This window comes from Caulobacter sp. GW821-FHT12A07 (assembly GCF_058807655.1).
On record NZ_JBXAQX010000007.1, the window covers coordinates 171,119 to 183,669 of the forward strand.

At 68.7% G+C, this 12,551-nt stretch carries 11 protein-coding genes and 1 tRNA gene; 8 read left to right on the forward strand and 4 right to left on the reverse strand.

The features are described from left to right. Positions 1-69 precede the first annotated feature (69 nt). On the reverse strand, positions 70-594 hold the full coding sequence (sodC, locus tag AC1RRS_RS16100) for a superoxide dismutase[Cu-Zn] (RefSeq protein ID WP_492856000.1): 525 nt from the start codon (positions 592-594) through the stop codon (positions 70-72). Positions 595-709: 115 nt separating this feature from the next. On the opposite strand from sodC, the gene gyrA reads away from it, so the two are divergent. The 6 genes from gyrA to AC1RRS_RS16130 all read left to right on the forward strand — a co-directional run bounded on the left by gyrA (position 710) and on the right by AC1RRS_RS16130 (position 7,117). Next, positions 710-3,466 carry a DNA gyrase subunit A gene (gyrA, locus tag AC1RRS_RS16105; RefSeq protein ID WP_492856001.1) on the forward strand — a complete coding sequence of 919 codons (2,757 nt, stop codon included), beginning with the start codon at positions 710-712 and terminating at the stop codon, positions 3,464-3,466. Between the two features lie 22 nt (positions 3,467-3,488). After that, positions 3,489-3,977: a pantetheine-phosphate adenylyltransferase gene (coaD, locus tag AC1RRS_RS16110; protein ID WP_110120905.1), complete on the forward strand. Its 489-nt coding sequence runs from the start codon at positions 3,489-3,491 to the stop codon at positions 3,975-3,977. A 237-nt stretch (positions 3,978-4,214) separates the two neighbouring features. Then, positions 4,215-5,060: a peptidylprolyl isomerase gene (locus tag AC1RRS_RS16115; protein ID WP_492856002.1), complete on the forward strand. Its 846-nt coding sequence runs from the start codon at positions 4,215-4,217 to the stop codon at positions 5,058-5,060. Positions 5,061-5,072: 12 nt separating this feature from the next. Then, the gene (locus AC1RRS_RS16120) at positions 5,073-5,957 is read left to right on the forward strand and encodes a peptidylprolyl isomerase (protein ID WP_492856003.1); all 885 of its coding nucleotides are present in this window, start codon (positions 5,073-5,075) and stop codon (positions 5,955-5,957) included. 68 nt (positions 5,958-6,025) lie between these two features. Further along, on the forward strand, positions 6,026-6,493 hold the full coding sequence (locus tag AC1RRS_RS16125) for a peptidylprolyl isomerase (RefSeq protein ID WP_110120902.1): 468 nt from the start codon (positions 6,026-6,028) through the stop codon (positions 6,491-6,493). Positions 6,494-6,544: 51 nt separating this feature from the next. Further along, positions 6,545-7,117, forward strand: coding sequence for an HD domain-containing protein (locus AC1RRS_RS16130; RefSeq protein WP_492856004.1), 573 nt, complete (start codon positions 6,545-6,547; stop codon positions 7,115-7,117). Here the strand turns inward: AC1RRS_RS16130 and AC1RRS_RS16135 are convergent. Further along, positions 7,104-8,084, reverse strand: a complete 981-nt coding sequence (locus AC1RRS_RS16135; protein WP_492856005.1) for an endonuclease/exonuclease/phosphatase family protein — start codon at positions 8,082-8,084, stop codon at positions 7,104-7,106. The two genes, AC1RRS_RS16130 and AC1RRS_RS16135, sit on opposite strands and share 14 nt — an antisense overlap. A 147-nt stretch (positions 8,085-8,231) precedes the next feature. Here AC1RRS_RS16135 and queA point away from each other — a divergent pair, with 147 nt between their 5' ends. Together queA and tgt are read left to right on the forward strand one after the other, a co-directional pair. Beyond that, positions 8,232-9,338, forward strand: a complete 1,107-nt coding sequence (gene queA / locus AC1RRS_RS16140; protein WP_492856006.1) for a tRNA preQ1(34) S-adenosylmethionine ribosyltransferase-isomerase QueA — start codon at positions 8,232-8,234, stop codon at positions 9,336-9,338. Beyond that, positions 9,339-10,448 (forward strand): tRNA guanosine(34) transglycosylase Tgt, encoded by a 1,110-nt coding sequence (tgt, locus tag AC1RRS_RS16145; RefSeq protein ID WP_492856007.1) that lies wholly within the window; start codon positions 9,339-9,341, stop codon positions 10,446-10,448. Between the two features lie 845 nt (positions 10,449-11,293). On the opposite strand, the gene AC1RRS_RS16150 is transcribed toward tgt, so the two are convergent. Together AC1RRS_RS16150 and AC1RRS_RS16155 are read right to left on the reverse strand one after the other, a co-directional pair. Then, positions 11,294-12,112: a hypothetical protein gene (locus tag AC1RRS_RS16150; RefSeq protein WP_492856008.1), complete on the reverse strand. Its 819-nt coding sequence runs from the start codon at positions 12,110-12,112 to the stop codon at positions 11,294-11,296. Between the two features lie 183 nt (positions 12,113-12,295). After that, positions 12,296-12,370: transfer RNA gene (locus tag AC1RRS_RS16155), tRNA-Lys, on the reverse strand. Between the last annotated feature and the right edge of the window lie 181 nt (positions 12,371-12,551).

The window sequence follows — 12,551 nt, forward strand, 5'->3', positions numbered from 1 at the left end:
ACGACAACGGCCTCCGGAGCGATCCGGAGGCCGTTCTTGTTTCCACCCGGGAGCCGGGGGAGGGGAGGTCTACTTCACCACCCCGCAGGCGCTGCGCGCGCCGGCGCCGCCGATCGGCTGGCTGGTGTAGTCGTCGGGGCTGGCGTGGATGACGATGGCCGAGCCGTCGGCGTCCAGTAGGGCCGGGCGGCCGCGCCCGCCTTTCAGCGAGACGAGCTGCGAGAAGAACTCGGCGCTGGCCACGCCATCGCCCCCGGCATGCAGGTTGGGCAGGTCGCCATTGTCGTTGCCTTCGGCGTTCAGCAGGCCGTGGACCACCGTGGTCGCCGCGTGAACGTGGGCGCCGGCCGACTTGAAGTCCGGCGTTCCGCAGTCGCCCTTCTCGTGGAAATGTAGGCCGTGCCAGCCCGGCGTCAGGCCCTTGGCCTCGATGCGCAGCAGCACGCCGCGCGGCCCTTCGGTGAGCGTCGCCGTGCCGATCGACTTGCCGTCAGCGCCCTTGATGTCGGCGGTCGCGGTGGCGGGCGCCTCGGCGGCGGAGGCCGCGGTGGCGGCGACGAGGCCGGCGGCCAGGAAAAGGGCGGTCAGACGCATGAAACTGCTCCTGCAATCAAAGGGACGCATGGGGCCGCGAAGGTGGCGCCGTCCGTGGTGGAATGCTAACTGTTTCCGACTGTTCCGTGTTCGATTCTGACGGCGAAAAATCCCCTTGAGCGACGATCAAAACACTCTGCCCCCTGAAGGGCCGCGCGGAGACATCGCCCCGATCAACATCGAGGACGAACTGCGCCGTTCGTATCTCGACTACGCGATGAGCGTGATCGTCAGCCGCGCCCTGCCGGACGCGCGCGACGGCCTCAAGCCGGTGCACCGCCGGGTGCTGTTCTCGATGCACGAGCAGGGCCAGACGCCCGAGCGCCCGTACGTCAAGTCGGCCCGCGTCGTCGGTGACGTCATGGGTAAGTATCACCCGCACGGCGACGCCTCGATCTACTTCACCCTGGTGCGCATGACGCAGTCGTTCTCGATGGGCCTGGTGCTCATCGACGGCCAGGGCAACTTCGGCTCGGTCGACGGCGATATGCCCGCGGCCATGCGATACACCGAGTGCCGCATGGCGCCGCCGGCCATGTCGCTGCTGGCCGACCTTGACAAGAACACCGTCGACTTCGCCGACAACTACGACGGCAAGGAGCAGGAACCCACCGTCCTGCCGTCGCGGATCCCCAACCTGCTGGTCAACGGCGCGGGCGGCATCGCCGTCGGCATGGCCACCAACATTCCGCCGCACAATCTGGGCGAAGTCATCGACGCCTGCCTGCTGTTGATCGACGAGCCGGACGCGACGACCGACCAACTGCTCGACCTCGTGCCCGGTCCGGACTTCCCGACCGGCGGCGAGATCATCGGCCGGGCCGCTCCGCGCCAGGCGCTGCTGACCGGCCGTGGCTCGGTGATCATGCGCGGCGTGGCCTCGGTCGACGAGATCCGCACTGGCCGCGAAGCCATCATCATCACCGAGATCCCGTATCAGGTGAACAAGGCCAACCTCGTCGAGCACATCGCCGAGCTGGTCCGCGACAAGAAGATCGAGGGCGTCTCCGACATCCGCGACGAGTCCAACCGCGACGGCATGCGCATCGTGGTGGAACTGAAGCGCGACGCCTCGGGCGAGGTGATCCTCAACCAACTCTACCGCTTCACGGCGCTGCAAAGCTCGTTCGGCGTCAACATGCTGGCCCTGAACCGCGGCCGTCCCGAGCAGATGGGCCTGCGCAAGCTGCTCGAGGTGTTCGTCGAGTTCCGCGAGGAAGTCGTCGTCCGCCGCACCAAGTTCGAACTGGGCAAGGCCCGCGACCGCGGCCACGTCTTGGTCGGCCTGGCCATCGCCGTCGCCAATATCGACGAGTTCATCCACATCATCCGTTCGTCGAAGGACCCGGCCGAGGCGCGCGAGCGCCTGGTGGCCAAGGCCTGGCCGGCCGGCGACATGCTGCCCCTGGTCGACCTGATCGCCGACCCGCGCACCGTGCAGGAAGACGGCGGCCTGATCCGCCTGACCGACGAGCAGGCCCGCGCCATCCTGGCCCTGACCCTGTCGCGCCTGACCGGCCTTGGCCGTGACGAGATCGGCAACGAAGCCGCCACCCTGTCCGACGCCATCCGCGGCTATCTCGAACTGCTCTCCGACCGCGCCAACATCATGGCCGTGGTCCGCGAGGAGCTGGTCGAGGTGAAGGACAGGTTCGCCATTCCGCGCCGCTGCCAGATCGTCGACGGCGACGCCGACATGGAAGACGAGGACCTGATCGTCCGCGAGGACATGGTCATCACCGTCACCATGGGCGGCTACGTCAAGCGCACGCCGCTGGCCAACTATCGCACCCAGCACCGGGGCGGCAAAGGCAAGTCGGGCATGGCGACCAAGGACGAGGACGCCGTCACCCGCGTGTTCTCGGCCTCGACCCACGCGCCGCTGCTGTTCTTCACCTCGGGCGGCAAGGTCTACAAGCTGAAGGTCTGGAGGTTGCCGCTGGGCGCCGCCAACTCGCGCGGCAAGGCGTTCGTGAACCTGCTGCCGATCGAGCCGGGCGAGACCATCACCTCGATCCTGACCCTGCCCGAGGACGAAGCCACCTGGGACGGCCTGGACGTGATGTTCGCCACCCGCTCGGGCAGCGTCCGCCGCAACAAGCTGTCGGATTTCGTCGACGTCCGCCGCAACGGCAAGATCGCCATGAAGCTCGATGACGGCGACGGCATCGTCGGCGTGTCGGTCTGCAACGCCGACCAGGACGTGCTGCTGACCACGGCCGCCGGCCGCTGCATCCGCTTCTCGGTCGAAGAGGTGCGGGTGTTCGCCAGCCGCGATTCCACCGGCGTGCGTGGCGTGAAGCTGGCCGACGGCGACACCGTGATCTCCATGGCCGTGCTGCGCAGCGTCGCGGCCACCCCGGCCGAACGCGCCGCCTATCTCAAGCACCAGCGCGCCCTGCTGCGCGCCGCCTCGGGCGAGGAAGGCGAAGACGCCCCGGCGCCGGAGGAGACCGAGGAAGAGGCCGACGAAACCAGCCTGTCGGTCGAGCGCATCGCCGAACTGGGCGCGGCCGAGGAGATCATCCTGACGATCTCGTCGGAAGGCTACGGCAAGCGCACCAGCGCCTATGACTTCCGCCGCACGGGTCGTGGCGGCCAGGGTCTGGCGGCCCAGGATCTGAGCAAGCGCGGCGGCAAGCTGGTGGGCTCGTTCCCCGTCGAGGAGAGCGACCAAATCCTGCTGGTGACCGACGCCGGTCAACTGATACGGTGCCCCGTCACGCAAATTCGTGTTGCGGCGCGGAATACTCAGGGCGTAACCGTCTTCCGTACGGCGGCAGACGAGCATGTCGTGAGCGTCGAGCGTCTGGCGGAAGCCGGCGGCGACGAAGGGCAAGGCGACGTAAGCGGGGCGGATGAGACCCCGTAAGTCAGAGGACGCAGGGGGTTTCATGCGCATTGGCCTCTATCCCGGGACGTTCGACCCGGTCACCAACGGTCACCTCGACATCATCGGTCGAGCGGTCAAGCTGGTCGATCATCTGGTCATCGGGGTGGCTGTGAACATCGGCAAGAACCCCCTGTTCACGCTTGAAGAGCGGGTCGCCATGCTGCAGCGCGAGACGGCCCATCTGGGCGGCGCGGTGATCGAGGTCCGGCCGTTCGACAGCCTGCTGATCCACTTCGCCCGCGAAGTCGGCGCCCAGATGATCGTCCGCGGCCTGCGGGCCGTGGCCGACTTCGAGTACGAATTCCAGATGACGGCGATGAACCAGCAGATGGATCGCGAGATCGAGACCGTCTTCCTGATGGCCGACCCGCGCCACCAGGCCATCGCCTCCCGCCTGGTCAAGGAGATCGCCTCCCTCGACGGCGAAGTCGGCAAGTTCGTCACGCCCGGCGTGGCGGCCGAGCTGATCGGGAAGATCAAGAACCGCTGACGCCCTTCTCCCTGAAGGGGGAGGTGGCCTCGCGGAGCGAGGTCGGGTGAGGGGGCTCTCAGAACCGTCCGCGCGACCCCTCATCCGTCGGCCTTCGGCCGCCACCTTCTCCCGCAAGGGGAGAAGGATTGTGGGAGCCGCCCACAAGTCGTCGAAATCGTCGGCGCATATCGGCAGCGCTTGTCGTACCGCTTCGCGCGCTTTAACGCGGAGCGGGAGATCTGTTCGGGGAAATCCATGAAGTCTGCGTTCCGCGTTCTCGGCGTCGCCGCCCTGGCGCTCGTTTCGGCCTCGGCCGCGCCCATCGCCGCGTCGGCTCAAGTGGCCGAATGGCGCACGCCCGACCCGCAGAACGTGCTGGTGGTCGAGACCAACAAGGGCCGCATCGTCGCCGAGCTGGTTCCCGAGGCCGCGCCGGGCCACGTCGAGCGCGTGCGCGAACTGGCCCGCGCCGGCTTCTACGACGGCCTGACCTTCTTCCGCGTCATCGACACCTTCATGGCCCAGACGGGCGATCCGAAGAACGACGGCACCGGCGGTTCCGACAAGCCGGACCTGACGGCCGAGTTCACTTTCCGCCGCGCCGGCACCGGTGGTTCGTTCGTGCCGGCCGGCAAGCTCGGCTCGCTGGAGACCGGCTTCGTGGGGCCGCTGGCCGTGACCAGCCAGTCGTCGATGCTGGCGGCCATGACCGCCGACGGCAAGGTGCAGGCGTGGGGGAACTTCTGCCCCGGCGTGCTGGGCATGGCCCGCGCCGGCGATCCCAACAGCGCTAACAGCCAGTTCTTCTTCATGCGCCAGCACTACCCGTCGCTGGACAAGACCTACACCGCCTTCGGCCGTATTCTGTCGGGCCTCGACGTGGCGCGGGCCATCAAGGCCGGCGAGCCCGTGGCCGATCCGCAGGACAAGATGATCAGCGTGAAGGTGCTGGCCGACATCCCGGCCGACAAGCGCCCGACCGTGCAGGTGATGGACACCCGCAGCGCTGCCTTCGCCGAAGTGCTGAAGAAACGTCAGGCTGAGCTTGGCGTCGGCTTCAACATCTGCGACGTGGAAGTGCCCGCCAAGGTCAGCAAGTAAGCCGAGGTCCTGATGCGCCTGCCGATCGCCGTCGCCGCCGTCTCCCTGGCCGCCTTCGCGGCGGTCGTCCCGGGGGCGCAGGCCGCGTCCAAGGCCAAGCGGGCCAAGGCGGTCGCGGTCGTGGCGGCTTCCGGTCCCAAGGCCGCCGACTGGCGCGCGCCGGCGCCGGAAACGGTGATGGTGATCGACACCAATCGCGGCCGCATCCTGGTCGAGCTGATCCCCGAGGTCGCGCCCGCCCATGTGGCGCGCCTGCAGGAGCTGACCCGGGCCGGCGTCTATGACCGTCGCACCTTCTTCCGGGTCATCGACCGGTTCATGGCCCAGACCGGCGATCCGGAGGACACCGGGCAGGGCAATACCGACAAGCCCAACCTGAAGGCCGAGTTCACCTTCCGCCGCGACCAGGACCTGCCGTTCGTCGTCGCCGCCTCGCCGGCGGGGACTGAGGTGGGCTTCCTGAAGTCGTTGCCGGTGGTCAGCCAGGGCTGGGCCTGGAGCACCATGACCAGCGACAAGAAGGTCGCCGCCTGGGGCACCTATTGCCCGGGCGTGGTCGGCATGGCCCGCGACGACGCGCCCGACAGCGCCAACAGCCAGTTCTTCCTGATGCGCCAGCCCTATCCGTCGCTGGACAAGCGCTACACGGCCTTCGGCCGGGTGATCTCGGGCCTCGACGTGGTGCGGGCGATCAAGACCGGCGAGCCGGTGGCCGATCCGCAGGACGAGATGACCACGGTGCGGTTGCTGGCCGACATCCCCGAGGCCGAGCGCCCGAAGGTGAAGGTGATCGACCCGAAGGGCGCCTGGTTCCAGGGCCAGATCGCCGCCGTTCGCAAGGCGCGCGGCGCGGATTTCTCGGTCTGCGACCTCGAGGTTCCCGTCGAGGTTCGGTAACCGGCTGGTTCACAGCCGCTGTTCGACGGGCTAAAGAGCGCCCAATATTCCACTCCGAAGGGACGACCATGTCGGCTGACCTCGAAAACACCCTGATCCTGACGCTGGAGACCGGCCCGGTCACCATCACCCTGCGTCCCGACCTGGCGCCCGGCCACGTCGAGCGGATCAAGGAACTGGTCCGCGAGGGCTTCTATGACGGCGTCGTCTTCCACCGCGTGATCCCGGGCTTCATGGCCCAGGGCGGCGACCCGACCGGCACCGGCCGCGGCGGTTCGTCCAAGCCCGACCTGAAGGCCGAGTTCTCGGCCGAGCCGCACGTCCGCGGCGTCTGCTCGATGGCCCGCACGCCGGATCCGAACTCGGCCAACAGCCAGTTCTTCATCGTCTTCGACGACGCCACCTTCCTCGACAAGCAGTACACCGTCTGGGGCGTGGTCAGCGAAGGCATGGAGCACGTCGACAGCCTGCCGAAGGGCGAGCCGCCCCGCGCGCCGGGCAAGATCGTCAGCGCCAAGATCGCCGCCGACGCCTAAGTCAAAGAGGGCCCCTTCGGAAACGGAGGGGCCCTTTTCTTTGGAGGCGGCATGACCGTCTATCCTTCCCTCCCGCGCGAGGCCTACCAGGAGCCTCATCGGCGCTATCACACGCTGGTCCATATCGAGGACTGCCTGGCGAGGCTGGCGGCGCTGCCGGACCTGGATCCGCATGAGCGCGAGCTCCTGGCGCAGGCGATCTGGTGGCACGACGCGGTCTACGACCCGCTTAGACCCGACAACGAGGCCCGGAGCGCCGAGCTGGCGCGCCAGGCCATGGTCGCCACGGGCGTCCCGGAAGCCGACATCGCCGAGATCGAGCGGCTGATCCTGCTGACCAAGGGCCACACGGTCGAGCCTGGCGACAAGCTGGGCGCGCTGATGGTCTCGATCGACCTGTCGATCCTGGGCGCGTCGCCAAGGGCCTATGCCGACTATGCCCGGGCCATCCGCGAGGAGTACGCCGCCGTGCCCGAGGACCTCTATCGGGCTGGCCGGGCGCGGGTGCTGGAAAGCTTCCTGGCCGCGCCGACACTGTTTCCCGACTCCGGCTTCGCGCAGGCGCTGGACGCCGCGGCCCGCCGCAACCTGGCCGACGAGGTCGCCGCGCTCAGCTCCGCTTGAGCAGGATCACCACCGGCCGGTGGTCCGAACCCAGGTGCGGGCCGCGCTTGACCGAGACCGTCTTCCAGTCCTTGCCCGCATAGACGTGGTCGATGGGCATGAACGGGAAGGGGGCCTTGAACAGCCGGGTGAAGGCACCAGAGGGCCAGGAGGCCAGGGCCAGGGTCCGCCGCTCCAGGCCGAAAAGCTTGTCCTGGCGGCGCAGGCTCCACGACCAGGGCGTGGAGTTGAAGTCGCCGGCGACGATCATCGCCCGCTTGTCGAAGCCGCCCAGCATCTCGGCCAGGCGACGGGTCTGCACCTGCTGGCGGCCGGCGGGGATCGGCCAGACATAGTGGGTGGCGACCACGGTGAACGGCCCCTTCGGGTCGGCCAGGGTGGCCCAGGCGGCCGAGAACGGCCGGTCGCGGTCATAGACGCCGCCCCGGGCGACCATCTTCTTCTTGCTGAAGATCCAGGTGTCGCAGGGCCGGGTGTTGCCCACGCACGAGACGACGAACGGATAGAGCCGGCGCAGCGGGCCGACCAGGGCCCAGGCGCTGCCGCCGCCCTCCTCGACGAACAGCACGTCGGGATCCTGGGCCAGCACCCATTCGAGGGCCTCGGTCGGGTCGTCGTTGGAGGCCCAGGCGTTGAACTGGACGATCTTCAGCGTCGCGGGACCGGGATCGGCCTTGCGGGTCTGGGCGGCGATCAATTCTGGCGCCATCAGGCCGCCATGGGCCAGCAGGGCCAGGACGCCCATCGCCACGATGGCCCAGCGCTCGCTTCGCCGCGAGACGACCGCGCCGACCAGGGCGCCGGCCAGGGCCAGCACCAGCCAGATCGGGGCGAAGTGGTTGGAGATGTCCAGGCGGTCGCTGAAGGCGCCGGCCAGTCCCGTCAGGCCCAGCGTCAGGGCCAGCAGGACCAGCATCAGGGCGCCGCCGCGGAAGAAAAGCCGGACGAGGTGCAGGATCAGTTGCATGCGCCATGCCTTAGCATGGCTTGGCGACGGCTGTGTAAGCCGGCCGACGATCCTGGCCTTTGGAAAGGCGGTTGCACGGTCGCCGGGCGCCGTGCGGCGGCCGCGCGCCTTGACCTTGCCGCCCCTTCGTGGCCTTGAAGCCGGCCCATGCGCCTTTCCGACTTCGACTTCGACCTTCCCGACGACAGCATCGCCCTGCGCCCGGCCGAGCCGCGCGACAGCGCGCGCTTTCTCGTCGTGCGTCCGGGGCAGGGGCTGGCGGACCACGTCGTCCGCGAGCTGCCCGATTTCCTGCGTCCCGGCGACGCCCTGGTGTTCAACGACACCCGCGTGATCCCGGCCCGTCTGTCGGGCCTGCGCGAGGGCCGCACGACCGGCGGAGCCGACGGTACGCCCGTCGCCGTCGAGGCCACTCTGCATCGCCGGATCGCGCCCGACCGCTGGAGCGCCTTCATGCGCCCGGGCAAGCGGCTGAAGGCCGGCGACCGCGTGGCTTTCGCCGCCGTCGGCTCGACGCCCTGCGAGGCCGAGCGGCTGGACGCGACCGTCGTCGAGAAGCACGAGGGCGGCGAGGTCGTGCTGGCCTTCGACCTGTCGGGGCCGGACCTCGATATCGGCATCGCCCGGCATGGGATGATGCCGCTGCCGCCCTACATCGCCGCCAAGCGCGCGGAGGACGACCGCGACCGCGCCGACTACCAGACCGTCTACGCCCGCGAGGACGGCTCGGTGGCCGCGCCGACGGCGGGCCTGCACTTCACGCCAGGCCTGCTGGAAGCGCTGAAGGCCAAGGGCGTTTCCCTGCACTTCGTCACCCTGCACGTGGGCGCGGGCACCTTCCTGCCGGTGAAGACTGACGAGGTTTCCGAGCACAAGATGCACGCCGAATTCGGCGAGGTCTCCGCGCAGACGGCCGACGCCCTGAACGCCGTGCACGCCGCCGGCGGGCGCATCGTCTGCGTGGGCACCACCAGTCTTCGCCTGATCGAGAGCGCCACCGGCGAGGACGGGGTGATCAAGCCGTTCGCCGACGAGACGGCGATCTTCATCACGCCGGGCTACCGCTTCCGGGCCGTCGACGTGCTGATGACCAATTTCCACCTGCCCAAGTCGACCCTGTTCATGCTGGTCAGCGCCTTCGCGGGGCGGCAGGCGATGCGCGCGGCCTATGAGCACGCCATATCGACGGGCTACCGCTTCTATTCCTACGGCGACGGCTCGTTGCTGTTCCGAGCCGAAACCGAGACCGTCTAGATGGCCGCCTTCCCCTTCGAGATCCAAGCCACGGACGGCAAGGCCCGCACGGGCGTGCTGAAGACCCCGCGCGGGGACATCCGCACCCCGGCCTTCATGCCGGTGGGCACGGCCGGCACGGTGAAGGCCCTGACGGTCGACCAGGTCAAGGAGACCGGCGCCGACATCATCCTGGGCAACACCTATCACCTGATGCTGCGGCCGACGGCCGAGCGGGTGAAGCGCCTGGGCGGGCTGCACAAGTTCATGCGCTGGGACAAGCCGATCCTGACCGACAGCGGCGGCTTCCAGGTGATGAGCCTGTCGGGGATCAGCAAGGTCACCGAAGAGGCCGTGACCTTCGCCAGCCATATCGACGGGACCAAGCACGTGCTTTCCCCGGAGCGGTCGATGGAGATCCAGGCCGACCTGCTGGGCAGCGACATCGTCATGCAGCTGGACGAATGCGTGGCCTGGCCGGCGGAAGAGGCCAGGGCGCGCCAGGGCATGGAGCTGTCGGCGCGCTGGGGCCTGCGCTCGAAGACCGCGTTCGGCACGCGCGATACCCAGGCGCTGTTCGGCATCCAGCAGGGCTCGACCTTCGAGAACCTGCGCAAGGAGTCGTCCGAGCGCCTGCAGGAGATCGGCTTCGACGGTTACGCCATCGGTGGGCTCGCCGTGGGCGAGGGGCACGAGGCCATGTGCGAGGTGCTGGACTACGCGCCGGGCCTGCTGCCGGCCGACAAGCCGCGCTACCTGATGGGCGTGGGTAAGCCGATCGACCTGGTGGAGGCCGTGGCGCGCGGCGTCGACATGTTCGACTGCGTGCTGCCGACGCGTTCGGGCCGCCACGGCCAGGCCTGGACCTGGGACGGGGCGATCAACATCAAGAACGCCCGCTTCGCCGAGGACGAGAGCCCGCTGGATCCGACCAGCGACTGCCCCGCCAGCCGCGACTATTCCAAGGCCTATCTGCGCCACCTGTTCAAGGCCGAGGAGATCCTCGGCCAGGTGCTGCTGTCGTGGCACAACATCGCCTTCTTCCAGGCCCTGACGGCGGCCATGCGCGCCGCGATCGCCGAAGGACGGTTCGAGCAGTTCCGCCGGGATTTCGCGGCGCGGCAGAAGTAGATCCTTCTCCCCTTGCGGGAGAAGGTGGCGGCGAAGCCGTCGGATGAGGGGTCTCTCAGACATGAGACGCTCCACCCGGCCTCACCGCTGCACGCGGCTTCGAGTTCTGAGAGACCCCTCACCCGACCTGCTTCGCAGGCCACCCTCTCCCGCAGGGGGAGAGGGAACGGGTTGGCGATCTCACGCGGTGGACCGCGGAGTTGATCGGAGAGGGCGCGGGGCGTCCGGGCCTCGCCCGGAGCTGTGAGTTTGAATACCGTTTCGACGAAGCTGGACGCCCCGCGCGATCGTTGTGCCTCAGGCCGGCGCGCGCGGGCCTCTTCCGCCCTTCACCCCTTCCCCACGCAAGGCTCCCCCGTTCATGCGGCCAGAAGTGCGTCAGGGCGCGAACCCTTGGACGGGCGGAGGTCCATACCGACGGACCAACCGATAGGCGGGTTTACGTCCCCCGCCTTCTCACCCGCTCGATCGCATCACCGTCGCACGCTTCAGGCCGGATCCTTGCGCCCTCTCCCTGCGACGGGACAGCTCTGATTATGCAGCGGGTTTCAGCGCGTCTGATCCAGAGCGCTGAGAAAGTTTTAAGCGGCTGGATTGGTTGGGGTTTGGTCTGAGGTCAGCGGGGATAGACGGCGCTCTGTCCCCGTAAACCCAACCTCATCTCCGTAAAATCCCCGCAAAAGCGGGTACCCAGGCTTTTTCTGAAACCCGCGGCGCTCGACGATAAAACACCTGGGTCCCCGCTTTCGCGGGGATTTTACGGGAGGAGGGGAAGGCCGACGCTTCGGCAGTTGAAAACGGCCCCCTCCGTCGCTCCGCGACACCTCCCCCAGAGGGGGAGGGTCCTACCCCACCGGTCCCTGCGGACCCGTCGGCGGCGCGGGCTGCACCGGGGTCGGGGCGGCGGGGACCACGGGGTAGCGGGGTTTGCGCTTGGCCTTGGCGGTTTCGGACGTCGCCGGTTCGGCCGGGGGGGCGTGGACGTCGGGGATGGGCTCGACCGTCGGGCCGACCACTGAGGGCGCCGGCTTGGGCGGCGGGGGCGGGGGAGCGTCATTGCCGCCCATGAACGGGAAGCGGCGCTTCTTGGGCTCGGGCTGGGGCTCGCCGCGGTGCTGGGGCGTGGCCGGCGGCATGCAGCCGCGCGCCTCGCCCAGGCCCTTGAGATAGGCGCGGCGCACGGCGCCGGAGGCCATGGCCGACTGGACGAGGCGGTCGTGCTTTTCGGCGCCGGTCAGCTTGCGGACCCAGCCGCGCATCGGGATCAGGTCCTGGGCGGCGCTGGCCATGGCCCCGAGGGCGGCGTCGCCGGCGGCCTTGCGGCCCCGGTCCATGAGGTCCTCGTCCTCGCCGGGCGGGACCTGGTCCATGTCGATGCCCAGGGCCGCGTCGAGCGGCTTGATCAGGGCGGTCAGCTGGCCGCAGCTGGAGGGCATGGGCCGGGCGTAGGGATCCTGCATGGCCTCCAGCAGGGCGGGCGGGATCTTGGTGCGCATCAGGTTGACGTCGCGCAGGGGCGCGGTCACCGCGCCGCCGATGCCGTCCTTGTTGGCCTCGGAGGTGGTCTGGATCTTTTCGGGCGGCGGCTCCGGGGCCGGTTCACGGGTGCTGGCGCAGGCGGCGAGCAGGGGAAGCGCGGCGGCGAGGAGGAGCAGACTTCGCATGACGTGACCCTAACGCGCCTGAAGCCAACTCGTCATCCGCCGTTGAAGACGAATCGAGCGGGGCTTCCGAATGGTTGAGCCGAGTTGGCCTCGAACCAAGGCGCAGTTTGGGCGGGAGGGGCGTCGCGGGCGCCCGGGTCCCCGAAGGGGAAACTCAAAACACGATGGATTTCAAAGGGAAGGTGGTGGGCCGGCTGGGATTCGAACCCAGGACCATTCGATTAAAAGTCGAATGCTCTACCACTGAGCTACCGGCCCGCTGTCGACACGGGGGTGGCCGTGAGAAGCGGCGCGGAACATAGTCGGGCCTCCCATGCGTCGCAAGCCGCGTTTCGTCGGATCGGTCCGGCGGGTCTCACTATTTGTCCCACATATTGGTTTGGCGTGGCGACATATGAAATATCTTGCGCTGAGCGCCGATATTCGGGAATGGTCCGGC

Bases quoted from the DNA above. Each gene is read 5' to 3' on its own strand.
- sodC (WP_492856000.1), bottom strand. From the start codon at position 594: ATGCGTCTGACCGCCCTTTTCCTGGCCGCCGGCCTCGTCGCCGCCACC.
- coaD (WP_110120905.1), top strand. From the start codon at position 3,489: ATGCGCATTGGCCTCTATCCCGGGACGTTCGACCCGGTCACCAACGGT.
- AC1RRS_RS16115 (WP_492856002.1), top strand. From the start codon at position 4,215: ATGAAGTCTGCGTTCCGCGTTCTCGGCGTCGCCGCCCTGGCGCTCGTT.
- AC1RRS_RS16120 (WP_492856003.1), top strand. From the start codon at position 5,073: ATGCGCCTGCCGATCGCCGTCGCCGCCGTCTCCCTGGCCGCCTTCGCG.
- AC1RRS_RS16125 (WP_110120902.1), top strand. From the start codon at position 6,026: ATGTCGGCTGACCTCGAAAACACCCTGATCCTGACGCTGGAGACCGGC.
- AC1RRS_RS16130 (WP_492856004.1), top strand. From the start codon at position 6,545: ATGACCGTCTATCCTTCCCTCCCGCGCGAGGCCTACCAGGAGCCTCAT.
- AC1RRS_RS16135 (WP_492856005.1), bottom strand. From the start codon at position 8,084: ATGCAACTGATCCTGCACCTCGTCCGGCTTTTCTTCCGCGGCGGCGCC.
- queA (WP_492856006.1), top strand. From the start codon at position 8,232: ATGCGCCTTTCCGACTTCGACTTCGACCTTCCCGACGACAGCATCGCC.
- tgt (WP_492856007.1), top strand. From the start codon at position 9,339: ATGGCCGCCTTCCCCTTCGAGATCCAAGCCACGGACGGCAAGGCCCGC.
- AC1RRS_RS16150 (WP_492856008.1), bottom strand. From the start codon at position 12,112: ATGCGAAGTCTGCTCCTCCTCGCCGCCGCGCTTCCCCTGCTCGCCGCC.